This is a genomic window from Nocardia sp. CA-129566 (assembly GCF_050956075.1).
GTDB lineage: Bacteria > Actinomycetota > Actinomycetes > Mycobacteriales > Mycobacteriaceae > Nocardia.
The window spans coordinates 5,387,235-5,413,828 of sequence record NZ_CP192085.1; the positions used below are offsets into that span (position 1 = coordinate 5,387,235).

Sequence of the window (26,594 nt, forward strand, 5' to 3'; positions counted from 1 at the left end):
ACCGCCGAACTACGTCCGCACATGCCGCTGGGCGCGTGTCAACCCGCTGCGGTAGGTGGGCCGACGAGCCGCTGTCATCATTCGTTCCCTGTACCAGCGCAGTTGGCCCAGCGGTAGGGCTCTGGCCTTGGGTGGGCCAACTAGCGTCGCAGCGCGAATCCGGTCTGCTGCCATTGAAGTTGGCCCAAGTCAGCGTTCGTCAGTTGGCCGGATCACCGGCCGTTGTGCCAGATAGCCACCATTGTGCGTCGTGCCAGTGCGATGTAAGCGGGTGGAAGCCGCAGACCCAGTTCGGCCGAATGGGCAGCGGGTCGAGGTGGCGCTGACGGTCGGACAGGTGCGCTGGGTCGGCGCCCAGGAACGTGTGGGTGAGAACATCGGCGATACCGAAACCCACGCACTGTTCATCGAGCTGAAGGAACCACCACCGACCCGAACCCCGGCAGCACTCGGCCCCAGCACACACTGATACCGCGCCGCACCAGAAGCGTTGCATCGCAAGGAGATCACGCCGCATGAATTCGCCGGCGCGAACGGTCGATCGGGCCAGTCTCGTCTCGCGGATTCCGCAGGGGCGCGCAACTGCCCGACCCCACACCTCAAACGTTCTCGGTCACGGCGCCGGTACCGTGATCGCGATGGTCGGGCAGCTGTCGGCGACTGAACCGGAAGTGCTGACCGGAAGCGCAGTTTCAGTACTTCGCGCTGTCGTGCATCACCCGTCGGCGAGGCGTTGGATGGTGGCGCCCAGCCAGGCCTGGAGATCAGCGGGGTCGCCGAGTTCGGAACGCAGGACCCGGCGGCGGGTCGAGACGCCGAGCACGAACGCGTCTATCGCTGCGGCTCGGCTGCGGGCGTCCGCGTCGTCCAGGCCGCTGTCGCGCAGGTAGCGGTGCAGCGGCTCCAGCGAGTTCGCGTCGAGGAAGGCGGCCAGCGCCTCCGCCGCCTCCGGGCGTTCGCCGGACGCGCGTTGCAGCACGAGCAGCGGATCCTGCCCGGGTGCACCGAACCAGCGCTGGACGATGCTCGCCGCGAGGCGCGAACCCAGCGCGGAACGGTCGCCGTCGAAGGAGTTCGAGACCGGGATCTCCACCCGGGTTGCCGCCAGGAAAAGGCCATCTTTGCCGCCGAAATAGCGCGTGATCAAGTTGGGCGACACGCCGGCCGCGTCGGCCACGCCTTTGACTGTGATCGCCGTGTACCCGTGGTGGGCGAACTGGCGTTGCGCGTGCTCCAGGATCCGCTGCCGGGTGGCGGCCGCATTGCGTGAGCTCATGTGTACGAGCATACACATCATGTGTACGCTGATACACATGAATGACGAGATGCGAGAACGACTCCAGCGGACGCGGCGTGTCACGACCCCGTGGAGCGACGACGGGACGCGCGGCATCAGCGGCGCCCGCCTCGACGAACTGCTCGAACGCTGGGCGAACGGGTACGACTGGGGCGTGCACGAGCGCCGCATCCGCGAGCTTCCCTGGGTGACGGTGCAGGCAGGCGACGCCGACCTGCGTGTGATCCACCAACGGTCCGCGGATCCCGGCGCCCCGGCTGTCGTGCTGCTGCACGGCTGGCCGGACTCGGTGTTGCGGTTCGAGCGCGTCCTGCCTTTGCTCGCGGACATGCACGTGGTGGTTCCCGCGCTGCCGGGCTTCCCGTTCGCGGCTCCGCTCACCGTTTCCGGCATGTCGGTCAACCGGATCGCCGGGATCGTCGCAGACGCTCTCGATGAGCTCGGCTACTCGCGGTACACGGTGTCCGGCGGCGACGTGGGTGGCACCGTCGCGGAAATCCTCGCGGCCGAATACCCGGACCGGATAGCCGCCCTGCACCTGACGAACACTGCCCCGCGGCGCGCGCTCACGGCGGACCCTGCGACGCTCGCGCCCGACGCGGCGGCCTACCTCGACCGGTCGGCGCGATGGTTCCGGACCGAGGGCGGGTACATCGCGGAGCAGTCGACGCGGCCGAACACGCTCGCAGTCGCCCTCGGCGACTCACCCGCCGGCCTCGCGGCGTGGATCGTCGAGAAACTGGAGTCCTGGTCCGACGAGTCGGCTTTCACGCCGGACGAGCTTCTCACCTGGGTCACCGCCTACTGGGTCACCGGCACCATCGGCACCTCTTTCGCCACCTACGTCGAACCGGTCACCCTCCCCGACCGGATCGACACGCCGACCGTGCTGTCGGTGTTCCCACGCGACATCAAACCGGAGCCGCGCAGCTTCGCCGAGACGTTCCTGAACATCTGCGATTATGTGGAACACCATGCGGGCGGACACTTCGCAGCCTGGGAACAGCCCGAGGCCTACACCGGCGACATACGCCGCGCGGTCGAGCTGGGCCGCTGAAACATTGCGGATATTCCACCGCTGCGCAACCCGGCACAGCCCATGGCGTAGCTGCCGGCGCTGTGAACGTTCGTGGTCACAGCACTAGCTGGACCGACCATGGACGTTGCGCTACAACGACTTCCGGGCCCAGCTTGCCCAATGAGCGTGCTGCGCGACCCGTCGGCGTGGTCGAGCACCGCTGGGGAGTCGAAATCGCCTGCGGGACGGGCATGCCCGATGGTGTCGCCGCGGCAGGTGCGGACCGTGCGGCCACGGAGCCGCAATCGACTCAATTGCCCATGTGGGCTCAACGGCGAGATGACGCAGCAGCCGAAGGCGAGTGGCCAATGGGGCGGGCGACGATCGACGGGGTGGCCTCAGTCAGCGGACCAGCGGCATCGTTTGATCTACATGCGCTATTGACAGCCCCTGCCGCATAGGTGCTATACATTAGGGGAGGCTTACCTCGTTAGATGAGGCTAACTTCGCCGACCATGCCCCTCCGTCATCGAGGCCGACCGTGTACGTGTGTATCTGCAATGCCGTCTCCGAGCAGGACGTGCACACCTGCGTGGCCGCGGGTGCCAGCTCGACGCGGCAGGTGAAGAACGCGTGCGGGTGGAAGCCCGGCTGCGGCTCGTGCACGAGTCGGTTGGCCGAGGTGATCGGCCAGGCCCGCACCGCGGCCGCAGCCGACATCGACAAGGCGACTGCCGCCTGATCCGACACTCAGGACCGCCTAACCGGTTTGCGGCTTGTGAGCTGTGACACACTCACGGCTATGGAAGGCGACAAGGAAATCATCGGGCTGCTCAATGAGCAGCTGACGGCCGAACTCACGGCGATCAACCAGTACTTCCTGCACGCCAAGATGCAGGAGAACTGGGGTTTCACCAAGCTCGCCAAGCACACCCGTTACGAATCCTTCGATGAGATGAAGCACGCGGAGGTGCTCACCGATCGAATCCTCTTCCTGGAGGGTCTGCCCAACTATCAGAAGCTCAATCCGCTGCGGATCGGGCAGAGCGTCCCTGAGCAGTTGCGCGCCGACCTGCAGATCGAGGTGGAGGCGGTGGACCGTCTGCGCGGCGGCATCGAGTTGATGCGCTCGCGCGGCGACGCCACCTCCGCCCGCATCTTCGAGACCATCCTCGAGGACGAGGAACACCACCTCGACTACCTGCAGACCGAGCTCGACCTGCTCGAAAAGCTCGGCGAGCCGCTGTATCTGCAGCGCTACACCGATACCCCCGAAGGGGACTGAATCTGTTTCGCACGCACGTCTTTCGGGGCGGACGTCCGGGCAGCCGACTTGCCCGGACGTCGCTACGGCTGGGACCCCTTCATCCGCAGCCCTGCCATGAACTCAGGACCTGGCCGCCGGCTGCTTCCGCAGTAGGAAGACAACAATGCCCGCGATGACAGCGATGACAAACGTCCCGAAGGACGCGACTGCGAAGGCGTGGCCGGCGGCGGCAACCCGGCCGACTGCCGCGGGATGGAACGAGCTGAAGTAGACCGCTCCGATAACGGCAACGCCCAGCGCTCCGCCACATTGCTGGGCCGTGGACAACGCGCCTGACGCGACACCGGCCGACTCCGGCTTGACGCGGCTCAGCACCGTATTGAGCGCCGGCGTGATGACCAGTCCACCACCGACGCTCTGCAGAATGAGGGTGGGGATCACGAGCAGCGGCGTGATCCGCGGGCCGGACACCAGCAAGAGGCCGGTCGCCAGGTAACCGCTCGCCAGTATGATCGCCCCGACCTCGAGGACACGTCGTCCATATTTCGGGATGGTCCGGCTCGCTACCATGCTGAACACGAAGAATGCGGTGGCTGCCGGCGTGTAGACCAGGCCCGCGCCCAGTGCCGACATACCGAGGCCCTGCTGCATCGTTACCGACAGGACCAGATAATACGAGTAGATCAGCGCGTACAGGGCGAGGACGAGAATGATCCCGAGCGAGAACGAGCGCTGTCCGAACAGCGTCAGCGGTACCAGCGGATCCCCGCCCCGCCGTTCCAGGCCCCGCTCGATCGCGACGAACAAGCCGAACGCGACCGCGCTGCCCGCGAAGCAAGCCCAGACCCACATTGGCCAGCCTGCCTGCTGCCCCTGGATCAGTGGGAGCACCAGGAGGAACAGTGCAGCGCTGAGCACCAGGACGCCGGGCATGTCCAGCTTGCGGGTGGCGGCCGAGCCTGTCTCCGGCACATATCGCAGGGCGAGCAGGAACATGACAATTCCGATCGGCACATTCACCCAGAACACCATGCGCCAGCCGGAGTCGAACAGGTTTGCGCTGATCAGCAGTCCGCCGATGACCTGTCCGCCGATGGTGGCCATACCCATGACGATGCCGAGCACACCGTAGACGCTGTCCCGCCTCGCCGCTGGCACCAGCACCGTGACGTACGCGAACACCTGGGGAACCATCAGGGCGGCTCCCAGGCCCTGAATGACACGCGCGGCGATAAGGCTGTCCGCGTTCGGCGATAGCGCGCAAGCGACTGACGACAGAGTGAACACGGCTACCCCGAGAAGGAAGATTCGCTTGCGGCCGTACAGGTCGGCCAGGCGAGTAGCGGTAATGATGAAGACTGCGTAACTCAGCTGGTAACCCGCCAGAACCCACTGGACATCGCTGGCGGAGGCATGCAGGTCCGCCACGATCGAGGGGTCGGCGACTACGACGATGAACGAGTCGAGGACCGCCATGAACAGGGCGGTCAAACCGATCGATATCGTCATCCACGGAATAGCGTCGGCTTCCGATTCCACCACCGGCCGGCTAGCTGATTGCTGACTACTTGCCACGATATGAGACCTCATTTATTTGTCGGGGTTCGGCAATGCATGAACCCGGGAAGCTCGGCTAGCGCGTTTCACTAGCCGGCGATCAGGCCAGGAGCGAGGATTACCTCGATGTGGTGCGCCCTAGGGAAGTAGCCAGCTTCTTGACCACCTCGGCCGCCATAACGGCCTGACCCGAGGTCGAGAAGTGGATCCGATCCCCGCTGAGCAGGTTGCCGCGGTCGTTGACGGGGTGGTCCCACATGTCCACCACGATGGCGTCGTATTCGGCAGCCAGCCCGCGCACGATCTCGTTGACCGCGGCAATCCGCTCCGGCCAGTCAGGGAAGACCGGGACGACATACGCCTTGCCGAGCGTGAAAGTGGTCAGTACGGCGCCGGTCCCCTTCGCCAGGTCGTACATCCGCCGAAGCGTTCGCTCTATCTCACCGAAGTCCGGCCTGCGCCGCACGATGTCGTTGGCCCCGCATGGCACGTGGAGCAGGTCCGGGGAGAACTCGACCATGCGGGCCGCCTGGTTCTCGAGCGTCTGGGCGGTTGTTGCCCCGACCTCGGAGACATTGAGGTAATCCAGATCCGGCCGGACAGACCGCAAGACCCCAGCAACCCGGTCCGACCAGCCCTGATCCTGGTAGCCCGGGGTGGGGTCGCCGGTCCCTGCCGAAAGGCTGTCGCCGATAACGGCATACCTGCCCCACGGGGCCCCAGTCAGCAATGCCACGGCTTCCGCTTGCTCCAGGCAGTAGGGGTCGGTCGACTCGGTGAAGTTGGGTTGCTTCATGACGAAGAGCATACGGTCGTACGTATGCTTTCTCAAGACCTATCTTTCGCATCAGCGCCACGTCGGACTTCCCTTGCGATGATGAGTAAGTTCTCGACCGCACGGACCGTGGAGAGCTGCTACAGCTCGCTCACTCGAGTTCGGGCAAAGATTGCAGCCGCGGCAAGAAGGCCAGCAGTTCTGCCTCGCGCCGGTCGTGTGCCCACCGGGACAATTCACCGATCGCGGCCCGATAGATTCCGCCCGCGCATTCAGTCATCAGCAAGAATCAGCCCCTACTGGACCACCCGCTCGAGCGCACGCAGATCTGCGTCCAGCTTGCGGAACAACCAGTAGACGGCGACGAAGGCGAGCCCGGAGGCCGCGCACAACCCCAGAACCGAATCGCGCACGAGCGGAAGTTCTTCGGGATCGAGGGCGGTGAATCCGGCCAGCACCCCGACCAGCGGCACCGACGCCGTCACCGCGAGATAGGCCGTGGTCCTTCGGCGCAGCGCACGAAGATGGGCGGAGTCGTGCACTGTTGTGCGGCCATGGCGCAGATAGATGGGATAGACGCAGCGGACGACATAGAACGTGGACAGGAAGAATGTGTAAGCAACGGAGATGGTGCCCGCCACCAGGACGGTTGTCGCCGCATGGACCATCAGCCGCGCCGGAAGGTCGGTAAGCCAAACAAGCAACAACACCCCTGTCACGGTTGCGCACACCGCGAACAGCAGGGTGTTCATCGCACACAGGTCGCCCCAAAATAGTGTTCGCGACCGCGCCCGCGCGAGCATTTCCTCCTCGTAGCGTCGGCCATTGCGCAAACCGCGTGGAACCGCTAGCAGATCACGCGACATATACGCGTAGATGAAGATGGCCGGTGGCGAGGCACAGAGGATGAAAACGATGACGCCCATATTGAGCTGCGCGTTGGTGACATCGGACAGGCGCTCTCTGATCAGCTCCTGGACGTGCACAGCCATATAGACCGTAGCCAGGCTGACGCCGACCAGTGAAGATAGCCAGAGGATGGGGGTGGGCCATCGCGAAAGTCGTGCCCGCCAACTGTTCGGCGGCGGATAGACAAGGTCGCGGGCCCGCTCCTCGAGGCACAGGTCGAGCTGCTGAGCCAATTCCGAACCGCACGAGTAGCGGTCTCGGCGGTCGGGCGACAGACACTTCAGCAGCATTCGGCGCAGCGCCATGGGGCAATCCGGCGGAAGCTCCGAGAGGAACGCCGACTCGACGGGTCTGCGCCGCAGCTCGAGCATGCGGGCCAGCGATGTCTCCGACTCACCGGCGGACGGTTCGTCCGCGAATGGGCGACGGCCCGTGAGCAACTCCCACAGCATGACACCCAGCGCGTAGATATCGCTTCGAGTGTCGAGATCGGCGGCGGTCGTCGGTAAGTCCGGATGGCAGGCCTCGAGCTGTTCGGGTGACATATACGCCAGTGATCCGCCGAAGTACGCCAGGGGACTCGTCCCCTTGAGGTGCTTGCTGGAGCTGACATTGAAGTCGGCCAACTTCGGGATTCCCTCGGCGCTGAGCAGCACATTCGCGGGTTTGATATCTCGGTGCAGTACGCCTCGGTCGGCCGCATGCTGAAGTGCGTCGGCGAGTCGGCGGCCCAGCCAGGCGACCGTCTCCGGCCACGTCAGTGCCGCGGTTCGGGTCCGAACAGCGGATTCGGTGGGCCGAACCTCGCCCTTCTCGGCGAGTACCTGGTCGATGGCATCGAGCAGCAGTTGCCCGCTGCGGTGTTCCGTAGGCGTCGCGCGCTGGAAGCGCAGCACGTCGAGCAGCGTTCCCCCTGGTAGGTACTGCATGTAGAGCAGCTTCAGCTCGCCATCTGCGATGAGTCGCTGGTCGAAGATGCGCACGATGTATTCGTGGTCCAGCTGGGCGAGGGTCTGCGGCTCGTTGCCGTGGTTATGGGAAATCTTGACCGCGACCAGTCGCTGCATTGATTGTTGCCGAGCGAGATATACCTGGGCGAACGCACCGGACCCGATCCGCATCAGGAGGTCGAAATCGTCGATATGGTCGCCGACATTGATGGCGTCGAGCACGATTTGGGCACTCGGACGAGCGATCATCGTGCTGCGATAGTCGCTCGTGACCTGTGCGAACTCTGGGCCGGCGGTGGCGGTGCCCTCGGCGAGCATGGTCGCCGCCTCGGCCGAGGGGGCACCGCGGCGCAGGGCGTGGAATTCCTCGTAGACCAGCTCGGCCGGCAGCGGACCATCTTGCAACTCTGCGAATTCGGCGCGGTATTCGATCAGTCGCTTGGGAAAGTGATAGTGAAGCCAGCGGTATTCGAGATCGATTTTGATCAGTTCGATCAGTATCGCGCGCCGCTCAGCCAGTTCATGTGGCAGGTATTCCGACAGGTCCGGTGGGGACCCGGACGCCCAAGCCGCTGAAAACCGTGCCACCACAGCAGCAAGCGCTGTGCGGGTTCGTTCAGCTGGATCGACCAGATCGATCGGCTCGTACATCGGTCGCTCGGAGATCAGCGCCGGGTGATCATCCGGCGGCTACGCGCGATGCGGCCTATGTCGTAGTTGCCCCACATTGTTTCCTTTCCGCCAAACCTCCAGCTCAAGGGTATCGCCCCGATACGAGCGAATGGGCAGCAACAGCGGGGATCGGCCGTGCAGGTGCACGCAGGCGGTCGACGAGCTCGGCCATCATGATCGACACACCACCGAACCGAACATCGTGTGCGCGAACTATGGTGATGCGACTATTAGAGGTGAAGCGACACAGTCCCCACTGAATCTGGAGGGCAGTGCGAATGCCGTCGAAAATCTGGAACATCTCCATCGATATCGAAGAACTCGACCGCCTCACCAAGGTAAAAGCGCAGCTGATCGGCCGCGGAGATGAGCCATTGATCGCGGCCGGGTCCGCGCACGCCAACCCTGCCGACAAGAATATTCCTGCCATCGGCGATGAACTCGCTTGTGCACGTGCGCTGCAAGATCTGGCTCACCAACTGCTGCACGCGGCCATAACAGATATCGAAGCCCACACACATAAGCCGGTTCAGGGCTTGCAGGGCTGACTCTGATCTACAGCGTTTCTCACCACGCCACGGAAATTGTCCACAGATAGCGGGAGGTGCAACGATGCGTCGACTCATCATGTGCTGTGACGGGACATGGAGCACGCCGGGCCAGCTGGCGGTAACGAATGTGCGCCGCTTTTACAACGCCCTCGCCGATACCACCAAGGACGGGGAGAACCAGCTGACGCGGTATCAGGCCGGGGTCGGGACCGACAGTGCCGGTCTGGCCGGTTGGCTTTCGGGAGGCGTCGCCGGAGTTGGCTTGTCCAGCAACGTGATGGACGCCTATCAGTGGCTGACCACCACTTACCAGCCTGGGGACAGAATCGCGCTGGTCGGTTTCAGTCGCGGTGCCTTCACGGCCCGCAGCGTCGCCGGGATGATCGCGGCGTGCGGGTTGATCGACGCCACGTACTTGGACGAAGACGAGATTCGCAGTCAGGTCCGGCACGCGTATCAGCGGCGGTATCGCCTGGGACGCGACGCCGATCCCGGGTGGAGCGAGGGGCTTCGGTTCAGCTACGACACGGGACGGGCCGAGCCGATTCCGGTGGATTTCGTCGGAGTGTGGGACACCGTCGGCGCGCTGGGTATCCCGGACAGCCTGGGCTGGCTCAAACTGCTGGACCCCGCCGGTCGACATGCGTTCCACGACGTGAAGCTCAACCCGGCCGTGCGGCACGGTCGCCACGCGGTGGCACTCGACGAGCAGCGGGGACCATTCACGCCAACGCTTTGGTCCGATCCGGAGCCGGACCAGGACGTCAAGCAGGTGTGGTTCCCGGGCAGCCATATGGACGTGGGCGGCGGCCACCTGGAGACGGGCCTGAGCGACGGCGCGCTGAAATGGATGATCGATGAATCACGCGCCGCGATCGGACTGGGATTCCGCAAGGAGGTGGAGGACCAGATCCGGCCCGACGCGCTCGGTACGCTGCACGACGACAACCAAGGCGTCTACGGCTTACTCGAGCCGTTGTACGAGCCGCTGCTGCGCTCGCTATTGGAGTCGTTCTTCGAGCCGCGGCCCCGCGCCACGCCCATGATCGACGAAGACGGGAACAACCCGTTGCTGCACCGGTCGGTCTATGAACGTCACCAGACACCACCCATCGCCAGCGGACCATACCGGCGCACCCGGACGCTCGCTCCGGGTGAGTCCGGCACGGTCAGCGTGTCCGCTCGGGATCCGTGGAATTGGACAGGCCTCTACCTCGAACCCGGCGATTACACCTTTGCCGCGATGGGTCAGTGGACGGATCTCGACATCCCCTGCGGGCCTGCGGGCACCACCGGCTGGCGCAGTTTCCGCCCCGGCGAGATTTTCCGCGTGGCAAGCACACTGATCGGTCAGGGCGAGCGGATCTTCCGGCGCCTGACCCGAAACCCAAGGGCCAACTTCCTGCTGACCCGCCGGGAGGAAAGCATGCCATGGATGTCGCTGATCGGCGTCGTCGCCAACGACGCGATCCCGTGCGAGGGCGCGCAAGCGCTGCATGAGTGCATCACTATCGGCGCTGGCACAAACCATCGGATATTCCGCCCCGGGTACCTCTACGCCTTCGCCAACGACGCGTGGAGCTTCTACGGCAATAACCGGGGCAGTGTGCAACTCGAGGTGACCAGGAACAAGTAGGGAGTTACCTCGGACAGACGATCGGGGTGCCGGGATCTTTGTCATTTGCAGGACCTCGGCAGGTACGGCCTCGACGGACGCCGGTTGTGCTCATCGCGCAACGCGTGCACAGCCGAGTCAGGAGGTGAGCAGCCTCCTGCGCAGGTACGCCAGGATCTCGTCCCGAGCCCGCACCGTCGGGTGCCCTTCCTCGTCCACGAAGTGGGCGGTCACCACACTGTGCGGGGTCTCGACCGTGTCGCGGAAGAACGGGGGCGGTTCCGGGTTGGCGTACTCGCCCGGGATTACGCGGCCGTCGAAGCGGTCGCCGAGGAGTTGGCGGTAGGCGGCGAAACGTTGGGCCGTGCACCACTTGTCGCCCTCGAAGCGGTAGGCGAGGACTTCGAGGTCGTCGCGTTCGAAGCGTTGCTCGAGTGCGGAGGCGTCGTCCGGGGACAACTCCAGGGCGGCCGGGTTGTCCAGGGGTAGAGAGGGGTGGTTGACGACCGGGGCGATCACGGAGGGCTCGAGGGTCATCGTGAGTGCGAAATTGCCCGTGAAACACATACCGATCGCGCCGACACCCGGACCGCCGCACTCTTCGTGCGCGACCCGCGCCAATGCTCGCAGCCACACCGCGATCGGGCTGGTCTCCCCGCCGCCGAAGGCGCGGAACTCCTTGCTGATGCACGCCCGTTTCACGATCCGGTCCCCGAGTTCGACGGTGGGGTATGCGCCGTCGACCCCGAACAGCGACGGCATGTACACCGTGAATCCGGCATCGCGCACCCACCGGGCGAGCCGCACCACGTCGGGGCTGATGCCGGGCATCTCCGGCATCAGGATCACCGCCGGACCGGACCCGGCCACGTAGACGGTCTTCTCCGCACCCTCCAGCGAAACCGCCCGCCGGGCAAAGCCATCCAACACACTGTCATCCCCAGGCTGCACAATGGACCCTTCCTCGAACCGGCGCACTGCCATTCACCATCCGGCGCGGGCAATTGTCAAGCCGGGTGAATCGGTGCTCGTTGGCATGATCGGATGCTCGCGATCAGATGACTCCCCGTCGTCGAAACCAAAGCCGACCACAGCGCCGACCCCACAGCCAACCACGACGGCGCACCTTCCAGGTCGACCGCATGACACCGTGGACGCCCAACCACGCGCGATTCACTCCGCGCATCGTTCTGGAAACCGAAGTGGCCGAACGGGTGCGCGCGACGTCGGTGCGGCGACGTGGCGCTATCGGGCCAGGGTGCGCGTCGCGGCCCCGGCAACCGATGTGCGTTCGCGGCTGCCCGCCGCGGTCACCGTCGAACCCGACGGACCGAATCACTGTGTGCTCCAGGTCGGTTCGGACACACCGCATATGTTGACGCTGTATCTCGGTCTGCTCGATGTCGATTTCGAAGTGCTGGACGCGCCAGAACTCGCCGCACATCTGCTGGCAACTGCCGAACGCTTCCGGAAAGCGGCGGGCGAGAATTGAAGTGCGATATGTCCTGAATTTCGGTAAGCGGCATCCCCGGTCGGGCTATTTCATCGAAAGCCCGGCCGGGGGTACCTGTTTCGAGAGTTATCCGATCAGTTCGATTTCCCTGTCATTGGTTGGCGCCGGCGATACCGCCGATGATTCCCCCGATGATGCAACCGGGAACGAATCCGACGAAGAAGAACAGGATCCCGATCAGCGCGCCGACCGCGCAGCCGATCAGCACACCCGCGACCGTGGTGCCCGCGTCACCGATGAACTGCAGCGGGGCCGATGCCGGTGCGTTGACCGGCGTCAGCGTCAATGTCGTTGCCGCGGCATCGACTTCGGGCGTGACCTGCACCTGCTGGCCCGCCGCCGTCTGGAGCGTGGTCGGTACGGTGGCGACCACCGAACCATCGGGCGCCAGGACGGCAATGCCCGCATCCGGCGTCAGCACGAACCTGCCGGAGGCCAGCGTGATGGTGGCATCGGAGCGATCCGTCGCCACCGCCGCCGTGTATTCGATGCCGTGATCCACCCCGTTGAGCACGGTTTCGGATGGCACTTCGGGCGAGCCGTAGGCGGTGGCCGCGGTGATGCCCGTCGCGGCTACGGTCAAAACCGTTGTCGTCACCAATTTTTTGATCTTCATCAGCATTTCCAATCATCCAGCCGATTCGATTGATGTTCCCCGAGAAACGGACATGGGACATCAATCATGATGCGCTTCCGAAGCGCTCGGCGTCGCCGGATTCAGGAAATCGAATAACGTTGCAAGATCAAATGATTCGAAAACACAGAGGAACTGGGGGATTGCTTTTTCCGCTATTCCAGTTCACCCTCGGTCTCCAGGTAGATCTGGCGCAATCGGTCCAGCGTCGCCGGCTCCGGACGCTCCCACAACTCCCGTTGCGCCGCCTCCAGCAGACGCTCGGCAATGCCGTGCAGCGCCCACGGGTTGGACTGCTCCATGAACTTGCGGTTCACGTCATCGAAAACGTAACTCTCGGCCAGCTTTTCGTACATCCAGTCGGCCACGACATTGGTGGTGGCGTCGTAGCCGAACAGGTAGTCGACGGTGGCCGCCATTTCGAAGGCGCCCTTATAGCCGTGCCTGCGCATCGCCTCGAGCCAGCGCGGGTTCACCACCCGGGCGCGGAAGACACGCGAGGTCTCCTCCGAGAGCGTGCGGGTGCGCACGGCGTCCGGACGGGTGCTGTCGCCGATGTAGGCCTCCGGATTCTTGCCGGTCAGCGCGCGGACGGTGGCGACCATGCCGCCGTGGTACTGGAAATAGTCGTCGGAGTCGGCGATATCGTGTTCGCGGGTATCGGTGTTCTTGGCGGCCACCGTGATCCGGCGGTAGGCGGTGCGCATATCGTCGGCGGCCGGAGCGCCGTCGAGGTCGCGACCGTAGGCGTAGCCGCCCCACGCGGTGTAGACCTGTGCGAGGTCGTCGTCGGTGCGCCAACTCTTCGAGTCGATCAATTGCAGTAGGCCAGCGCCGTAGGTGCCGGGCTTGGAACCGAAGATGCGGGTGGTGGCGCGGCGCTTATCGCCGTGTTCGGCGAGGTCGTTCTGAGCGTGGGCGCGAACGTAATTCGACTCCGCGGGCTCGTCGAGTTCGGCGACCAGCCGGACCGCGTCGTCGAGCAGTGCGAGGACGTGTGGGAAGGCGTCACGGAAGAAGCCGCTGATGCGCACGGTGACGTCGATGCGCGGGCGGCCCAGTTCCTCGAGCGAAACCACCTCGAGTGTGGTGACGCGGCGGCTGGCCTCGTCCCAGACCGGGCGGACGCCCAGCAGCGCAAGCACTTCCGCAATATCATCGCCGGAGGTGCGCATGGCGGAGGTGCCCCACACCGACAACCCGACCGAGCGCGGGTACTCGCCATGATCGGCCCGATACCGATCGAGCAGCGAATCCGCCATCGCCTGTCCGGTCTCCCAGGCCAGCCGCGACGGAACCGCCTTGGGATCCACCGAGTAGAAGTTCCGACCGGTCGGCAGCACATTGATCAGACCGCGCAGCGGGGAACCACTCGGGCCCGCCGGAATGAATCCGCCATTGAGCGCGTGCAGGATTCGATCGATCTCCACACCAGTCTGTCGCAGGCGCGGCACTACCTCGGTAGCCGCGAATCGCAGGACGGTTCGAATTGCGGAAGGCCTGGTATCGGCCGGGCTCAGCGCGTCGGCGAATGCGTCGACCAGGCCGTCGACCGCGTCCGCGGACCAGTCGGCAGCCTGCAGTCCGGCGAGCAGCTCACGCGCCTGGTGCTCCACCGCGTCGACCCGTTCGCGCGCCTCGGCACCGGATTCGTTCAGCCCGAGAGCTTCGCGCAAACCCGGCACATTCCGTTCACCGCCCCACAGCTGGCGGGCGCGCAGCATGGCGAGTACCAGATCGAGTTCGGTCTCCCCCGCCGGTGCCTGCCCGAGCACATGCAGCCCGTCGCGGATCTGCACATCCTTGATCTCGCAGAGCCAGCCGTCGACATGCAGCAGCATGTCATCGAAGACGTCCTCGTCGGGGCGTTCATCCAGGCCGAGGTCATGGTCCATTTTCGCCGCGCGCATGAGGGTCCAGATCTGCTGACGGATGGCGGGCAGCTTGGCCGGGTCGAGGGTGGAGATATTGGCGTGTTCGTCGAGCAGCTGCTCCAAACGCGAGATATCGCCATAGCTTTCGGCGCGCGCCATGGGCGGGATGAGGTGATCGACGAGAGTGGCGTGGGCGCGACGCTTGGCCTGGGTGCCCTCACCCGGATCGTTGACCAGGAACGGGTAGATGAGCGGCAGGTCACCGAGGGCGGCATCAGTGCCGCAGGCGGCGGACATGCCGAGCGTTTTGCCGGGCAGCCACTCCAAGTTGCCGTGCTTGCCCAGATGCACCATCGCGTCGGCGGCGAAACCGTCCGGCGCCGCGATCCACCGGTAGGCGGCGAGATAGTGGTGGCTCGGTGGCAGATCCGGGTCGTGATAGATGGCGACCGGGTTCTCGCCGAAACCGCGCGGTGGCTGCACCATCAGCACGATATTGCCGAAACGCAGTGCGGCGATGACGATTTCACCCTCGGGATCGGCGGAGCGATCGACATAGAGTTCGCCGGGCGGCGGACCCCACGCCTCGACGACGGCGGTGCGCAGATCCTCGGGCAGGGTGTCGAACCAGCGGCTGTACCGGTCGGCGCCGATGCGGATCGGATTGCCCTCGAGCTGTTCGGCGGTGAGCCAGTCGGGATCCTGACCGCCCGCGGCGATCAGCGCGTGGATCAGCGCGTCGCCGTCACGCTCCACTAGCCCGGGCACCTCACCGTCGGCACCGAGATCGTAACCGGCCGAACGCATCTCGGTGAGCAGTCGGATCGCGCTCGCGGGGGTGTCCAGGCCGACCGCGTTGCCGATGCGGGCATGTTTGGTCGGGTAGGCCGACATCATGATGGCGATGCGGCGCTGTCCGGCCGGAATGTGGCGCAGTCGCGCATGCCGGACCGCGATACCGGCGACCCGCGCCGCGCGCTCGGGATCGGGCACATAGGTGGACAGGCCGTCGGCGTCGAATTCCTTGAAGGAGAACGGAACCGTAATGATGCGACCGTCGAATTCCGGGACGGCCACCTGGGTCGCGACATCCAAGGGCGAAAGGCCGTCGTCATTGGCCTCCCATTGGGCGCGGCCGCTGGTGAGGCACAGGCCCTGCAGGATCGGCACATCCAGTTCGGCCAGGGCCGCGACATCCCAGGCTTCGTCATCCCCACCGGCCGACGCGCTCGCGGGCTTGGTCCCACCTGCGGCGAGCACCGTCACGACCAGAGCGTCTGCCGTGCGCAGGGTTTCGAGCAGCTCCGGCTCGGCCGTGCGCAGGGACGCGCAGTACAGCGGCAGCGCCTTCGCCCCCGCGTCCTCGATCGCGGTGCACAGCGCGTCGATATAGGCGGTGTTTCCCGCGAGATGCTGGGCGCGGTAATAGATCACGGCCACCGTCGACGGTTGCTCGGCGACCGAGCCGGTCCGCGATGCATCTGCTGTCGCGCTCGGATCGCGGTGCGCGCCAGGGTGACCGGACGGCCGGGAAATTGCCGCGGGGATGCGCGCAGTGCGCTGCAACTCGCCCCAGCTCGGCAGCTGCACCGGCGGCTCGAAGCCGTGGCCGGTCAGCAGCACCGTATCCGAGAGGAAGTTGTGCAGTTGCCGCAGGTTTTCCGCGCCGCCGGCGGCGAGGTAGTTGTGCGCGTCCGCGGCCACCCCGCCGGGCACCGTCGAACATTCCATCAACTCGGCATCGGGGGCGATCTCACCACCGAGCGCCACCATGGGCACCCCGCTGGCGCGCACCGCTTCGAGTCCGTCCTCCCAGGCCCGCTTGCCGCCGAGGATGCGCACGATCACCAGATCGGCGCCGTCGAGTAGCGCGGGCAGGTCCTCGACCAGCAGCCGGGCCGGATTCCCCCACCGATACCGCGCACCGCTCGCACGTGCGCTCAACAGGTCGGTGTCGGACGTCGACAGCAGCAAAATCACAGGTGGCAGCCTTCCTCGGGTGACGCGCCCATCGGGTACGGTGCTCGCCGGAGAGGGTCTGGCTGTTGACAGTGGCGCGACCGCACCGGAGTTCCACCGGTTTCCTCATCGCCCGCCGAGCACCCAGATGCTATCTGGTGCCGAATCGCGGTGCGGGCGACGCACCCTGACGATGCCCGCACCGCGCCTACGGACCGATGACGGTCCGGCCGGTCACGCTCAGGTCAGATCAGCGTTTCCGTCGATGACCTTCAGGTGGTAATGGAATTTGTCGACGCGCCAGCCCGCGTCGGTGCGCGCCGCGCCGATGGTGTAGCTGCCGACAAACGTGCGGGTTTTACCATTGGCCGCATCGTTGTTCACGTGGACGGCGATGGCGTCGGCGTGGATTTCGGCGTGGTCGTCCTGGAGATCGACCAGATAATTGCCCGCTTGGTGATGGACACCGTCGAGGTCGTTGAGACCCGTGCGCCAATCGCCGACGATATCGGCCGCGGGACGCACCGCCACCGGGCCACCGAAGCCGCCATCGAAATCGACCTTGCCGGTGAACACCTCCGACAGCAGGTCATCCCACCGCTTCTGGTCGGTATAGACGAACATCCTGGTGACAACGTCGATAATCGCGAGTCGGTCGGCAACAGTGGAGATTTCACTCATGCGCTCACCCTAGAGCGCCGACCGAGATCGGCGCAGCGCACGCATCGACACGAGTCCCCCGCGCATCCGCCGCTTCGCATCCACCGCCCGACGAGTTCGCTGTCGCGCCTGGTCACTTAGGCTGGATGGGTCATGACGCGTTCGAATCCCGATTCCTGCCCCGGCGTGCTGCGGCTGCATCAGGCGGCCGATGGGCCGCTGGCTCGGATTCGGCTGCCCGGTGGGCGGCTGGAGCCGGGACAATTGCAGGTGTTGGCCCAGGCGGCCGCTGAACTCGGCGACGGAAATATCGAGCTGACCTCGCGGGGCAATGTGCAGCTGCGGCAGATGCACGACGCGGCGGCACTGAGCGAGCGGTTGGCGGGTGCCGGGCTGTTGCCGAGTCGGACGCATGAGCGGGTGCGCAATATCGTGGCCTCGCCGCTATCGGGCCGGATCGGTGGACTGTCGGATGTGCACGGGCTCGTTCCGGTGCTCGACGCGGGTTTGCAGGCCGCCGAGCGGCTTGCCGAACTGCCCGGCCGGGTGCTGTTCACCCTCGACGACGGCCGCGGCGATATCAGCGGACTGGGTGGAGATATCGGCGTACACGCCACTGGCGCAGACGAATTCGCGCTGGTGCTGGCCGGTCGGGATACCGGCATTCGCATCTCCCCGGCCGATGCGGTGCAGGTGATGCTGGCCGCCGCACACGGCTTTCTCGACCTCGGCTCCGGCCAGTGGCGGTTGCAGGAGGTGGATGACGGTGCGCGGCGAGTGATCGACCTACTCGGCCTGTCCCCCGGCCCCGACCGCCTGGAATTCGGTGCCGCCCAGGATATTCCGATCGGCTGGCTCGACCAGGACAACGGACTGGTCAGCCTCGGCGCCGCCGTCCGCCTCGGTGCCCTGCCCGCCCGGACCGCCGAATTCATCGCGGCCATCGAACATCCCCTCTTCATCACCCCGTGGCGCAGCCTGGTGATCACCGATCTCGATGAATGGCCCGCCGAACAGGTCGTCCGCGTACTGGCCCCCATGGGCCTCATCTTCGACGCCAACTCGCCGTGGCTCCAGGTCAGCGCTTGCGCGGGCCGACCCGGCTGCGCGAAGTCCAATACCGACGTCCGCGCCGACGCGACAGCCGCCGTCGAATCGGGGCGCGCGCAGTCTCCGCCAGCGCCGAACCCGCCTGCCGGGGATGCCGAGATCGGCGACCCCGACCAACCGCTCGACTCGACGACCATCGACCTCGCGGACTCCGGCGCGGCGATGGATCCTGCTCGGACCATCGAAATCCGTAGTGCCGAAGATGTCATCGTGGCGGGCCGGCAGCACTGGTCCGGGTGCGAACGCCGTTGCGGCCGCCCCCGCGGACCGGTCACCGACATCGTGGCCACCGAAAACGGCTACCGCATCGACTGACTTCCGCCCCCGAGCGACGGGCCAGGAGCACCGCGTCGCCCATCGCATGCGGCATCTCCCCCCGGCCAGCGTTCACCGTTTCCCACCGCCATCAGGTCCGGCACCCGGCGTCACCGGATCACTAACTCCCGCGGCCCTACCCGTGGCTCTCGCGAACTCGGCGGCTACCGCACCATGCTCCGATGACGAAGGGATCGCATCGCCCATGACCACCCGCCATACCCGACATGCCGGGTATCCACCGCTTCCCGCACCCATCCTGTCCAGCACCGACGTCACCCGGGGCGCTGGATCTCGAGCTCTGCCCGTGGCACGGTGAGCTCAGCGGCTGACGCACGGAGGGAGTATTCCGATGACGATTTGGCGGCTCAGTGACGAGGAGATCGACGCGATGTCCGCGGACGAGCGGCGAGCATTGATCCGGCGGCTGCAATTGCCGCCGGAACGGGTGTTGCCGCGGCCGGAGATCGTGCGGATCCATCGGGGAGTGCGGTTGACCTTGATGGTGGGCGGATCGATCGCGTTGATCCCGTGGATCGTGTACCTCGCGGTATCGCTGCCGCCCGACTATCAGGCCCACAACTGGCCGCTCACCTGGGTCGGATTCGACAGTCTGCTGGTCATCATGATGGCGATGACCGCCTACCTCGGCTGGCAGCGCAGGCAACTGCTGCTACTGCCCGCATTCGGCACCGGCCTGCTACTGCTCGTCGATGCCTGGTTCGACATTACGACCGCGAACCCCCGCGACATCTGGTTTGCCATCGCCATCGCCTGCCTCGGCGAAATCCCCCTCGCTATCCTGCAGATCACCGGCGCGCTTCTCCTGTTCAAGTTCGTCACCGAGGCCCACCCCTTGGCCGATCCGGGGGTCAGCGCTTGGCGCACCAAACTCCCGTTCTGACACCGCTACCGGGCATCGGCGGCTGGACCTCGGACCGCTCGGTCAGCCGAGCCGCCACCATTCGATGCGCTCGAGCGCGGGTCCTCGAACCTGTGAGCTTTCATGCACAATTGCACGAAAGCCCTTTGCGCTGAACACTTTCAGGATGCGACCGCGGTCGGTGCACGGCGCGGATCATCATGGATCTCCAAGGTGCAGCACTTCACACCACCACCAGCCTTGAGCAGCTCCGACAGGTCCACACCCACCGGGTTGTAGCCCTGTCCGCGCAACTCCGACGCTAGATTGTCGGCGCGGCTGCTGATGAATACGTTCAGACCGTCGCAGACGCCGTTCAAGCCCAGGACCACCGCGTCGGCATCGGTCGCGCGGATGGCGTCGGGATACAGACCAGCGAGGATGGCCTGGCTTTCGGCGCTGAACGCGGACGGGAAGTAGGCGACATTGGTGTCGTCGAGCACCATCAGCGCCGTATCGAGGTGGTAGAAGCGCGGATCGACGAGTTGGAGGGAAACAACTGGAAGATCGAAGTAGCGCTCGACCTCGCGGTGCGCCGCAATCGAACTCCGGAATCCGGTCGCGGCCAGCATGCGCTCACCTACGAGCAGGAAGTCGCCCTCACCCTCATTGATTTCCCGCGCGCCGATCAGTTCCGTCAGGCCCCGCTGGGCGAACCAGCGGTGATATGCCGGACCTTCGGCAGCCCGCTCGGGATGGGTGAATCGCGCCGACATCGCCCGATCCCCCACGATCAGACCACTGTTCGCGGCGAAGACCATATCGGGCAGCCCCGGCTCACCCGGCACCACCTCGATGCGGTGACCGTACTGCTCGAAGGTGGCAAGCAGCACCTCCCATTGCGATAGCGCGAGTGCGCGATCGACGGGTTCCTGCGGATTCATCCACGGATTGATCGAGTAGAAGACGTCGAAATGATCCGGTCGGCACATCACGAACTGTCGTTGGGTCGGCTGCCGTGCGGGCTCGATGCGGAGCGTGGTTACAGAGGTCAACGTGTCTCCCGGAGGTATCGCGGATCGTTCCACTGCCACGAAGGTAATTCGCCTACTATTGCGTCAGAAACAACGATTCATTGCGCATGATCGAGCGAATTCAACGAATCATTGCGTGATGAGAGAGCGAGTGTGGCGTGGACGACATCGATCGGCGAATCCTCGCCCATCTGCTCAAGTCCGCGCGGGCCTCGTTCCAGGAGATCGGCGCGAAGGTCGGCCTCTCCGCGCCCGCGGTGAAGCGCCGCGTCGACAAGATGGTCGCGAGCCGCCAGATCACCGGCTTCACCGCACTCGTCAACCCCGCCGCCCTCGGCTGGACCACCGAGGCCTACGTCGAGGTCTACTACCGCGACAACATCACCCCCGCCGAACTCCGCCGCAGCCTAGAACCCATCCCCCAGGTAGTAGGCGTGTGGACCATCGCGGGCGAGGCCGACGCACTCGTGCACGTCATGGCGACCGATATGGCCGAAATCGAATCGACGGTCGAGCGGATCCGTGAGAACACCCGGGTGGGCCGAACGCGCAGTTCCATTGTCATGTCGCGGATTCTCGAGCGCCCCCGAACCTGAACTCACCGCGCCGAGCATCCGGTCGGCCACTCGGCATCGACCAGCGCCGGCACGCGCTTGCGGCCCCGCACCGACAGGGCCCTGTGCACACCTCTTAATGTGATCGGCATGTCCGACGTTCGTGCCAGCTACCTCACCGACGGTGCCGAGATCTACCGGCGCTCGTTCGCGACCATCCGAGCGGAGGCGGACCTGAGCGGGTTCCCCCCGGATGTGGCACAGGTGGTGGTGCGGATGATCCACGGTTGCGGACAGGTGGATCTGGCCGCGGACGTGGCGTTTTCGACCGATGTGGTGGCGGCTGCGCGAGCCGCGCTGCGGGCCGGGGCTCCTATTCTCTGTGACGCGCAGATGGTCGCGTCGGGCGTGACGCGCAAGCGGCTGCCCGCCGACAACGACGTGATCTGCACACTGGCCGATCCGCGGGTGCCGGAACTGGCTGCGGCAATGGGAAATACGCGCTCGGCAGCGGCGCTCGAGCTGTGGCGCGACCGTCTCGATGGCGCGGTCGTCGCGATCGGGAATGCGCCGACCGCGCTGTTCCATCTGCTCGACATGATCGATGCGGGGGCACCGCGGCCTGCCGCGATCCTCGGAATTCCGGTCGGGTTCATCGGGGCCGCCGAATCGAAGGATGCGCTGATCGAATTCGGCGGGGTCGAGTATCTGACCGTGCGCGGGCGCCGCGGTGGCAGTGCCATTACCGCGTCGGCACTGAATGCGATTGCGAGCGAACAGGAATGAGCAGCGCGAAGTTGTGGGGCGTCGGGCTCGGCCCGGGCGATCCCGAGCTGGTGACGGTGAAGGCGGCGCGGGTGATCGCGCAGGCTGATGTCATTGCCTTCCACAGCGCCCGCCACGGTCGCAGCATCTCGCGCGCCATCGCCGCGCCCTATATGCGCGCGGACCAACTCGAGGAACACCTCGTCTACCCGGTGACCACCGAGACGACCGATCACCCCGGCGGCTATCAGGGGGCCATCGACGAGTTCTATGAACAAGCCGCCGAACGCCTCGCCGTTCATCTGGCGGCGGGCCGGTCGGTCGCACTGCTCGCCGCGGGCGATCCCCTCTTCTACAGCTCCTATATGCATATGCACCGCCGTTTGGCCGACCGGTTCGAGGCCGAGATCATCCCCGGCATCACCTCGGTGAGCGCGGCCTCGGCCGCTCTCGGCACACCGCTGGTCGAGGGCGAACAGGTACTGACCGTCCTGCCGGGCACCATGCCCACCGACGAACTCACCCGCCGCCTTCGCGACACCGACGCCGCCGCCATCATGAAGCTGGGCCGCACCTACCCCGCTGTGCGCCAAGCGCTCTCGGATTCCGGTCGCCTCGCCGAGGCCTACTACATCGAGCGCGCGAGCAGTACTCGCGAACGGGTGCTCGCCGCCGCCGATGTCGATGATGCGGATGTGCCGTACTTCTCGATCACCCTCGTCCCCGGCCCTCAGCCGACAACCCCACTGCGCCTTGCGAATTCGGGGCGCGATCAGCGGCACACGGCCGAAGCCGCGGAGGTCTCCGGGCAGAACGCAACCCGCGCGGCCGCACTGACCATCACCGAAGCAGCGCCTGCAGCCATGCCCGACCAGCACCTTGGCGCCGAAGCACCCCAGACGCCCACTACGGATGCATCGACGCCGTTCGCGGGCGCGGGCACTGCCACGAACACAGCCCGCCCGGTCCCGCTCGACCAGTCCCGGGCTGCCGAAACACCTGCGATGCCGACAGCGGCTGCGTCGACGGCGATCGAAGGCACAGGCGCCGTCACGAACACAGCGCGCCCGGTCTCGCACGATCGTTCCCGAGTCTCGGATGTCTATTCGACTGCACGCGTTTTCAGTCGGGAGGATGTCACCGATTCGGGATCCGGCGCGGGGCCGGGCGAGGTGATCTCCACCGAACGCGGCTCGGAGCCTGGCGAAGTCGTGGTCGTCGGGCTCGGTCCGGGCTCGCCCGAGTGGACCACGCCCGAGGTCGAACGCGCACTTGCCGAGGCGACCGATCTGGTCGGCTACACGACCTACGTCAATCGGGTGCCATCGCGTCCCGGGCAGCGCAGGCATGCCAGTGATAATCGGGTGGAATCCGAACGTGCCGCCATGGCATTGGATCTCGCGAAGCAGGGGGCCAAGGTGGTCGTCGTGTCCTCGGGTGATCCCGGGGTGTTCGCGATGGCGGCGGCGGTGCTGGAGGAATCCGCCGATCCGCAGTGGCGCGAGGTGCCGGTGCGGGTGCTGCCGGGGCTCACTGCGGCCAATGCCGTCGCCAGCCGAGTCGGCGCGCCGCTCGGTCACGACTACGCGATGATCTCGCTGTCGGATCGGCTCAAGCCGTGGGAGGTCGTCGCGCGACGGCTTGCGGCGGTGGCCGAGGCGGATATGGCGATCGCGATCTACAATCCGGCCTCCAGCCAGCGCACCTGGCAGGTCGCCGCGATGCGTGACGTACTGCTCGAGCACCGCAAGCCCGACACCCCGGTGGTGCTCGGCCGCGATGTCGGCGGGCCCACCGAATCCGTCCGCGTCCTTACTCTTGCCGAGCTGGATCCGGCCGAGGTCGATATGCGCACCCTGTTGATCATCGGGGCGTCCACCACTGCCGTCATCGAGTCCGAGCAGGGCACCCGGGTCTACACCTCCCGCCGCTATCAGCGCTGATTCCGGTCCCGCAGGGAAACCGTAAACATTCCGAAAACGGGTTCGGCCAAGCTGAAGCCACACAACAACAGCGGGCCGGACGGACCCGTGACAACCGGAAGGCAGTACCTCCCATGCGCAAGCTCAAGCTCCAGGTTCAGACCACCATCGACGGCTACATGTCCGGCCCGAACGGCGAGATGGACTGGATGACCTTCCAGTGGTCCGATGACCTCGCCGCCCGAGTCACCGCCATCACCGCCGAATTCGACACCATCGTGCTCGGCCGCAAGCTCGCCGAGGGCTTCGTCCCGCACTGGGCGTCCAAGCCCGAACACGAGCCCCAAGAGGCCATCGACAAGATGAACAACACACCCAAGGTCGTGATCTCCAATAGCCTGACCGAATCGCCGTGGGAGAACACCGTCGTCGCGGGCGGCGACCTCGCCGAGACCATCAAGGGGCTCAAGGCGCAGCCGGGTGGGGACATCATCGTCTACGGCGGCGGCACACTCGTCGCGAACCTGATCGCCGAGGGCCTGATCGACGACCTGCACCTGTTCGTCAACCCGACCGCGATCGGCGCCGGCCTGCCGGTCTTCCGCGGCACCACCCAACTCGACCTCGTCTGCGCCACCGGATTCGAGTGCGGGGTCACCGAACTGCACTACCGGCCGAAGAGCGCCTGATCGCGCTCGCGGACTTGCCGAAGATGCCGATCGACGAATTGATCGGCATCTTCCACGTTTGCGGCGATCCTGTCACCGCTGACTCCCCGCGTCCTACCGCGTGACCCGCTACTGGTCCACGACGTCGCTGAACTGCTCAACCGCGCCGAACGGCCCGATGGCACCAACCCTTCGAGCGCAAGATGTCGATCACTACGGCAACCGAAGCTCCTATCAGGAGCGATAGTTGCGGGCCACGAGCGCTGAGCATGCGGCGGCACCCAGGGCCGCGACTGCGAACATCGTCGGGTATCCCAAGCCGAAAGACTCGTGCAGGAACGCCAAAAGCGCGGGGACACCGAAGCCGAGATAGCTGACGGAGTAGAAAACCGCGGTCAGCCCGGCCAGGTCGTCGGGCCGGGTGATGCGTTCGATCTCCTGCAGTCCGGCCACCAGCCCGATCCCATAGCCAGCGCCGAGCACGACGGCGGTGACGATCGTGAGCGGCATGGCCAATGTGCCGCAAGCCCATGCGGCCGTTACCATTCCGCAGACCACCAGTACGAGCGCCACCACCGCGGCACGAGCGGTGCCGCGACGATCAACCCGGCGGGCCACCGATTGGATGGCGAAACCGCAGCCGAGGGTGACCACTGTGATCAATGCCGAGAACGCGATCGGTGCATCGTGCACCTTCGCCGCCATCAGCGTGGGCATGACCGCATAAGCCGTTGCGGCAGAGGTGAACAGCCACAGCGCGACCGGCAACCCAACACATCGGAACCGGCGATGCGCGGCCGCCGGAACCTTCAGATCATTGATCAACCGACCCGAATTGCGCTGCGGCGACAACGTTTCCGGCCCCCGAGCCACCCAGACCGCCGCGATCAGGCACAGCACGGCATTGATCAGATATGCCAGCGTATTCGGCAGCGGCGCCCACTGCGCGAGCACGCCCGCCACACCGGCACCGATGGCGAACCCACCCGTCAGGCTCATCGCCGAACGTCGAGCCCCGGTCCCCGCTGGCAGCTGCGGCCCGAACGGCGGCTGCGAAAGTTCTTTGAGCCAGCTACTTCCCACCGCCATCGCCGATCCGAGCGCGACCCCGCAGAGCACCCGTCCGGCTGATAGCAGCGGCACCGACTCGGCTCCAGAAGCCAGCAGTAGCGAACCGGCCGCCGCGATCAGCGGTGCCGGACGCAGCAGCATGCGGCGGCCGTAGCGATCGGAAAGGGGGCCGCCGATCAGCAGGGCGGGCACGATACCGAGCACATAGTCGAACAGCAGTAGGTCCACCGTGGTGACCGGCAGTCCATTGCCCTTGTACATCACCAGCAGCGGCGTGAATTCGTTACCGCCCCAGGCGATCGCGAACATCGCGGCCGCGACACCCCACCACTGTCTCCTACCCTGCCCCCGCTCCGACCGGGCGTCGACGGCGAGCAGCGTCGCCATTTACAGGCCCCGCATTTCCAGTTGGTGCACGCCGGACATATGGTCGACCAGCGCGGTGGCGAATCCGGCCACATCGCCGGTTTCGATCAGCTCGGCCAGGCGCGTGTGCTGCTCGATGATGCGGGCGGTATCGGTCGAACCACGGTGCAGCGCAGCACTGTTCATGCGGCGCTGCCGTTCGCGCAGCGAGTCGTAGAACCCGGTGAGCAGTGGATTGCCCGCGGCGACCACATAGGTGCGGTGAAAGTCGGTGTCCGCGATGGCGAAACGCTCGAAATCCGCGGCGGCGGCCAGCTCACGCTGACGATCCAGCGACGCGTGCAGTTCGGCGATCAGTGCCGCGCGATCGGCCGTGACCACCGCGCGCACCGCCGCGGTCTCGACTACATAGCGGGCATGTACGACGTGTTCGGCCTCGGCGGGCGGAATCGGCACCACCAGCGCACCGCGTTTGGGGTAGAGCTTCATCCATCCCTCGACCTCGAGTCGCAGAAATGCCTCCCGCACCGGGGTACGGGACATGCCGAGGTCGGTGGCGATCTCCCCCTCGCTGATCAGCTCACCACCGGGCAACGCGCCGGTCAGGATGCGTTCCTTCACCTCACGGTAGGCGAGTTCGGCGGATGAATACGTCTTAGACACAAGTTGTATTCTA

At 65.8% G+C, this 26,594-nt stretch carries 25 protein-coding genes; 13 read left to right on the forward strand and 12 right to left on the reverse strand.

Annotation, left to right across the window (positions count from 1 at the left end):
* The first annotated feature begins 271 nt into the window (after positions 1-271).
* The gene (locus ACQP0C_RS23285; RefSeq protein ID WP_433723046.1) at positions 272-469 is read left to right on the forward strand and encodes a hypothetical protein; all 198 of its coding nucleotides are present in this window, start codon (positions 272-274) and stop codon (positions 467-469) included.
* A gap of 246 nt (positions 470-715) precedes the next feature.
* Here the strand turns inward: ACQP0C_RS23285 and ACQP0C_RS23290 are convergent, their stop codons facing one another.
* Complete coding sequence (locus ACQP0C_RS23290) at positions 716-1,276, reverse strand: TetR/AcrR family transcriptional regulator (protein WP_433723048.1); 561 nt, start codon at positions 1,274-1,276, stop codon at positions 716-718.
* 37 nt (positions 1,277-1,313) lie between these two features.
* Between ACQP0C_RS23290 and ACQP0C_RS23295 the strand changes: the two genes are divergently transcribed.
* The 3 genes from ACQP0C_RS23295 to bfr all read left to right on the forward strand — a co-directional run bounded on the left by ACQP0C_RS23295 (position 1,314) and on the right by bfr (position 3,600).
* Positions 1,314-2,354 (forward strand): epoxide hydrolase family protein, encoded by a 1,041-nt coding sequence (locus ACQP0C_RS23295; protein ID WP_433723050.1) that lies wholly within the window; start codon positions 1,314-1,316, stop codon positions 2,352-2,354.
* Positions 2,355-2,856: 502 nt separating this feature from the next.
* The gene (locus tag ACQP0C_RS23300; protein ID WP_433723052.1) at positions 2,857-3,057 is read left to right on the forward strand and encodes a (2Fe-2S)-binding protein; all 201 of its coding nucleotides are present in this window, start codon (positions 2,857-2,859) and stop codon (positions 3,055-3,057) included.
* Between the two features lie 60 nt (positions 3,058-3,117).
* Positions 3,118-3,600 carry a bacterioferritin gene (gene bfr / locus ACQP0C_RS23305; protein WP_433723054.1) on the forward strand — a complete coding sequence of 161 codons (483 nt, stop codon included), beginning with the start codon at positions 3,118-3,120 and terminating at the stop codon, positions 3,598-3,600.
* 102 nt (positions 3,601-3,702) lie between these two features.
* Here bfr and ACQP0C_RS23310 read toward each other — a convergent pair whose 3' ends face one another.
* The 4 genes from ACQP0C_RS23310 to ACQP0C_RS23325 form a co-directional block, all read right to left on the reverse strand.
* A complete protein-coding gene (locus tag ACQP0C_RS23310; protein WP_433723056.1) occupies positions 3,703-5,172 on the reverse strand; it encodes an MFS transporter in 1,470 nt (489 codons plus the stop codon).
* A gap of 85 nt (positions 5,173-5,257) precedes the next feature.
* Positions 5,258-5,935: an SGNH/GDSL hydrolase family protein gene (locus tag ACQP0C_RS23315; protein WP_433723058.1), complete on the reverse strand. Its 678-nt coding sequence runs from the start codon at positions 5,933-5,935 to the stop codon at positions 5,258-5,260.
* Between the two features lie 130 nt (positions 5,936-6,065).
* The gene (locus ACQP0C_RS23320) at positions 6,066-6,194 is read right to left on the reverse strand and encodes a hypothetical protein (protein ID WP_433723060.1); all 129 of its coding nucleotides are present in this window, start codon (positions 6,192-6,194) and stop codon (positions 6,066-6,068) included.
* A gap of 16 nt (positions 6,195-6,210) precedes the next feature.
* The gene (locus ACQP0C_RS23325) at positions 6,211-8,424 is read right to left on the reverse strand and encodes a serine/threonine-protein kinase (protein WP_433723062.1); all 2,214 of its coding nucleotides are present in this window, start codon (positions 8,422-8,424) and stop codon (positions 6,211-6,213) included.
* Positions 8,425-8,723: 299 nt separating this feature from the next.
* Here ACQP0C_RS23325 and ACQP0C_RS23330 point away from each other — a divergent pair, with 299 nt between their 5' ends.
* Together ACQP0C_RS23330 and ACQP0C_RS23335 are read left to right on the forward strand one after the other, a co-directional pair.
* Positions 8,724-8,993, forward strand: coding sequence for a DUF1876 domain-containing protein (locus ACQP0C_RS23330; RefSeq protein WP_433723064.1), 270 nt, complete (start codon positions 8,724-8,726; stop codon positions 8,991-8,993).
* 64 nt (positions 8,994-9,057) lie between these two features.
* Complete coding sequence (locus tag ACQP0C_RS23335) at positions 9,058-10,632, forward strand: DUF2235 domain-containing protein (RefSeq protein ID WP_433723066.1); 1,575 nt, start codon at positions 9,058-9,060, stop codon at positions 10,630-10,632.
* Between the two features lie 117 nt (positions 10,633-10,749).
* On the opposite strand, the gene ACQP0C_RS23340 is transcribed toward ACQP0C_RS23335, so the two are convergent.
* Positions 10,750-11,595: a dienelactone hydrolase family protein gene (locus tag ACQP0C_RS23340; protein WP_433723067.1), complete on the reverse strand. Its 846-nt coding sequence runs from the start codon at positions 11,593-11,595 to the stop codon at positions 10,750-10,752.
* Positions 11,596-11,761: 166 nt separating this feature from the next.
* Here ACQP0C_RS23340 and ACQP0C_RS23345 point away from each other — a divergent pair, with 166 nt between their 5' ends.
* On the forward strand, positions 11,762-12,103 hold the full coding sequence (locus tag ACQP0C_RS23345) for a hypothetical protein (protein ID WP_433723069.1): 342 nt from the start codon (positions 11,762-11,764) through the stop codon (positions 12,101-12,103).
* A 112-nt stretch (positions 12,104-12,215) separates the two neighbouring features.
* Here the strand turns inward: ACQP0C_RS23345 and ACQP0C_RS23350 are convergent, their stop codons facing one another.
* From ACQP0C_RS23350 to ACQP0C_RS23360, 3 genes are all read right to left on the reverse strand, one after another.
* Positions 12,216-12,740, reverse strand: coding sequence for a hypothetical protein (locus tag ACQP0C_RS23350; protein WP_433723071.1), 525 nt, complete (start codon positions 12,738-12,740; stop codon positions 12,216-12,218).
* A 173-nt stretch (positions 12,741-12,913) separates the two neighbouring features.
* On the reverse strand, positions 12,914-16,612 hold the full coding sequence (gene cobN, locus ACQP0C_RS23355) for a cobaltochelatase subunit CobN (RefSeq protein WP_433723073.1): 3,699 nt from the start codon (positions 16,610-16,612) through the stop codon (positions 12,914-12,916).
* Between the two features lie 219 nt (positions 16,613-16,831).
* A complete protein-coding gene (locus ACQP0C_RS23360; RefSeq protein ID WP_433723075.1) occupies positions 16,832-17,272 on the reverse strand; it encodes a nuclear transport factor 2 family protein in 441 nt (146 codons plus the stop codon).
* Between the two features lie 132 nt (positions 17,273-17,404).
* Between ACQP0C_RS23360 and cobG the strand changes: the two genes are divergently transcribed.
* Positions 17,405-18,676, forward strand: a complete 1,272-nt coding sequence (gene cobG, locus ACQP0C_RS23365; RefSeq protein ID WP_433723077.1) for a precorrin-3B synthase — start codon at positions 17,405-17,407, stop codon at positions 18,674-18,676.
* Between the two features lie 352 nt (positions 18,677-19,028).
* Positions 19,029-19,580: a hypothetical protein gene (locus ACQP0C_RS23370; RefSeq protein ID WP_433723079.1), complete on the forward strand. Its 552-nt coding sequence runs from the start codon at positions 19,029-19,031 to the stop codon at positions 19,578-19,580.
* A 140-nt stretch (positions 19,581-19,720) separates the two neighbouring features.
* Here ACQP0C_RS23370 and ddaH read toward each other — a convergent pair whose 3' ends face one another.
* A complete protein-coding gene (gene ddaH, locus ACQP0C_RS23375; RefSeq protein ID WP_433723081.1) occupies positions 19,721-20,593 on the reverse strand; it encodes a dimethylargininase in 873 nt (290 codons plus the stop codon).
* Between the two features lie 137 nt (positions 20,594-20,730).
* Between ddaH and ACQP0C_RS23380 the strand changes: the two genes are divergently transcribed.
* The 4 genes from ACQP0C_RS23380 (at position 20,731) to ACQP0C_RS23395 (ending at position 24,502) form a co-directional block, all read left to right on the forward strand.
* Positions 20,731-21,168 (forward strand): Lrp/AsnC family transcriptional regulator, encoded by a 438-nt coding sequence (locus tag ACQP0C_RS23380; protein ID WP_420773727.1) that lies wholly within the window; start codon positions 20,731-20,733, stop codon positions 21,166-21,168.
* Positions 21,169-21,276: 108 nt separating this feature from the next.
* On the forward strand, positions 21,277-21,912 hold the full coding sequence (locus ACQP0C_RS23385; RefSeq protein WP_433723083.1) for a precorrin-8X methylmutase: 636 nt from the start codon (positions 21,277-21,279) through the stop codon (positions 21,910-21,912).
* Positions 21,909-23,834 carry a precorrin-3B C(17)-methyltransferase gene (gene cobJ / locus ACQP0C_RS23390; protein WP_433723085.1) on the forward strand — a complete coding sequence of 642 codons (1,926 nt, stop codon included), beginning with the start codon at positions 21,909-21,911 and terminating at the stop codon, positions 23,832-23,834. The genes ACQP0C_RS23385 and cobJ overlap by 4 nt, the downstream gene beginning before the upstream one ends.
* Positions 23,835-23,947: 113 nt before the next feature.
* A complete protein-coding gene (locus ACQP0C_RS23395; protein WP_433723087.1) occupies positions 23,948-24,502 on the forward strand; it encodes a dihydrofolate reductase family protein in 555 nt (184 codons plus the stop codon).
* A 213-nt stretch (positions 24,503-24,715) separates the two neighbouring features.
* On the opposite strand, the gene ACQP0C_RS23400 is transcribed toward ACQP0C_RS23395, so the two are convergent.
* Positions 24,716-25,939 (reverse strand): MFS transporter, encoded by a 1,224-nt coding sequence (locus ACQP0C_RS23400; protein ID WP_433723089.1) that lies wholly within the window; start codon positions 25,937-25,939, stop codon positions 24,716-24,718.
* A complete protein-coding gene (locus ACQP0C_RS23405; protein ID WP_433723091.1) occupies positions 25,940-26,581 on the reverse strand; it encodes a GntR family transcriptional regulator in 642 nt (213 codons plus the stop codon).
* Positions 26,582-26,594 lie beyond the last annotated feature (13 nt).

Bases quoted from the DNA above. Each gene is read 5' to 3' on its own strand.
- ACQP0C_RS23370 (WP_433723079.1), top strand. From the start codon at position 19,029: ATGACGATTTGGCGGCTCAGTGACGAGGAGATCGACGCGATGTCCGCG.
- cobJ (WP_433723085.1), top strand. From the start codon at position 21,909: ATGAGCAGCGCGAAGTTGTGGGGCGTCGGGCTCGGCCCGGGCGATCCC.
- ACQP0C_RS23325 (WP_433723062.1), bottom strand. From the start codon at position 8,424: ATGTACGAGCCGATCGATCTGGTCGATCCAGCTGAACGAACCCGCACA.
- ACQP0C_RS23360 (WP_433723075.1), bottom strand. From the start codon at position 17,272: ATGAGTGAAATCTCCACTGTTGCCGACCGACTCGCGATTATCGACGTT.
- ACQP0C_RS23385 (WP_433723083.1), top strand. From the start codon at position 21,277: ATGTCCGACGTTCGTGCCAGCTACCTCACCGACGGTGCCGAGATCTAC.
- ACQP0C_RS23350 (WP_433723071.1), bottom strand. From the start codon at position 12,740: ATGAAGATCAAAAAATTGGTGACGACAACGGTTTTGACCGTAGCCGCG.
- bfr (WP_433723054.1), top strand. From the start codon at position 3,118: ATGGAAGGCGACAAGGAAATCATCGGGCTGCTCAATGAGCAGCTGACG.
- ACQP0C_RS23400 (WP_433723089.1), bottom strand. From the start codon at position 25,939: ATGGCGACGCTGCTCGCCGTCGACGCCCGGTCGGAGCGGGGGCAGGGT.
- cobG (WP_433723077.1), top strand. From the start codon at position 17,405: ATGACGCGTTCGAATCCCGATTCCTGCCCCGGCGTGCTGCGGCTGCAT.
- ACQP0C_RS23310 (WP_433723056.1), bottom strand. From the start codon at position 5,172: ATGAGGTCTCATATCGTGGCAAGTAGTCAGCAATCAGCTAGCCGGCCG.
- ACQP0C_RS23290 (WP_433723048.1), bottom strand. From the start codon at position 1,276: ATGAGCTCACGCAATGCGGCCGCCACCCGGCAGCGGATCCTGGAGCAC.
- ACQP0C_RS23320 (WP_433723060.1), bottom strand. From the start codon at position 6,194: ATGACTGAATGCGCGGGCGGAATCTATCGGGCCGCGATCGGTGAATTG.
- ACQP0C_RS23315 (WP_433723058.1), bottom strand. From the start codon at position 5,935: ATGAAGCAACCCAACTTCACCGAGTCGACCGACCCCTACTGCCTGGAG.
- ACQP0C_RS23340 (WP_433723067.1), bottom strand. From the start codon at position 11,595: ATGGCAGTGCGCCGGTTCGAGGAAGGGTCCATTGTGCAGCCTGGGGAT.
- ACQP0C_RS23330 (WP_433723064.1), top strand. From the start codon at position 8,724: ATGCCGTCGAAAATCTGGAACATCTCCATCGATATCGAAGAACTCGAC.
- ACQP0C_RS23395 (WP_433723087.1), top strand. From the start codon at position 23,948: ATGCGCAAGCTCAAGCTCCAGGTTCAGACCACCATCGACGGCTACATG.
- ACQP0C_RS23295 (WP_433723050.1), top strand. From the start codon at position 1,314: ATGAATGACGAGATGCGAGAACGACTCCAGCGGACGCGGCGTGTCACG.
- ACQP0C_RS23335 (WP_433723066.1), top strand. From the start codon at position 9,058: ATGCGTCGACTCATCATGTGCTGTGACGGGACATGGAGCACGCCGGGC.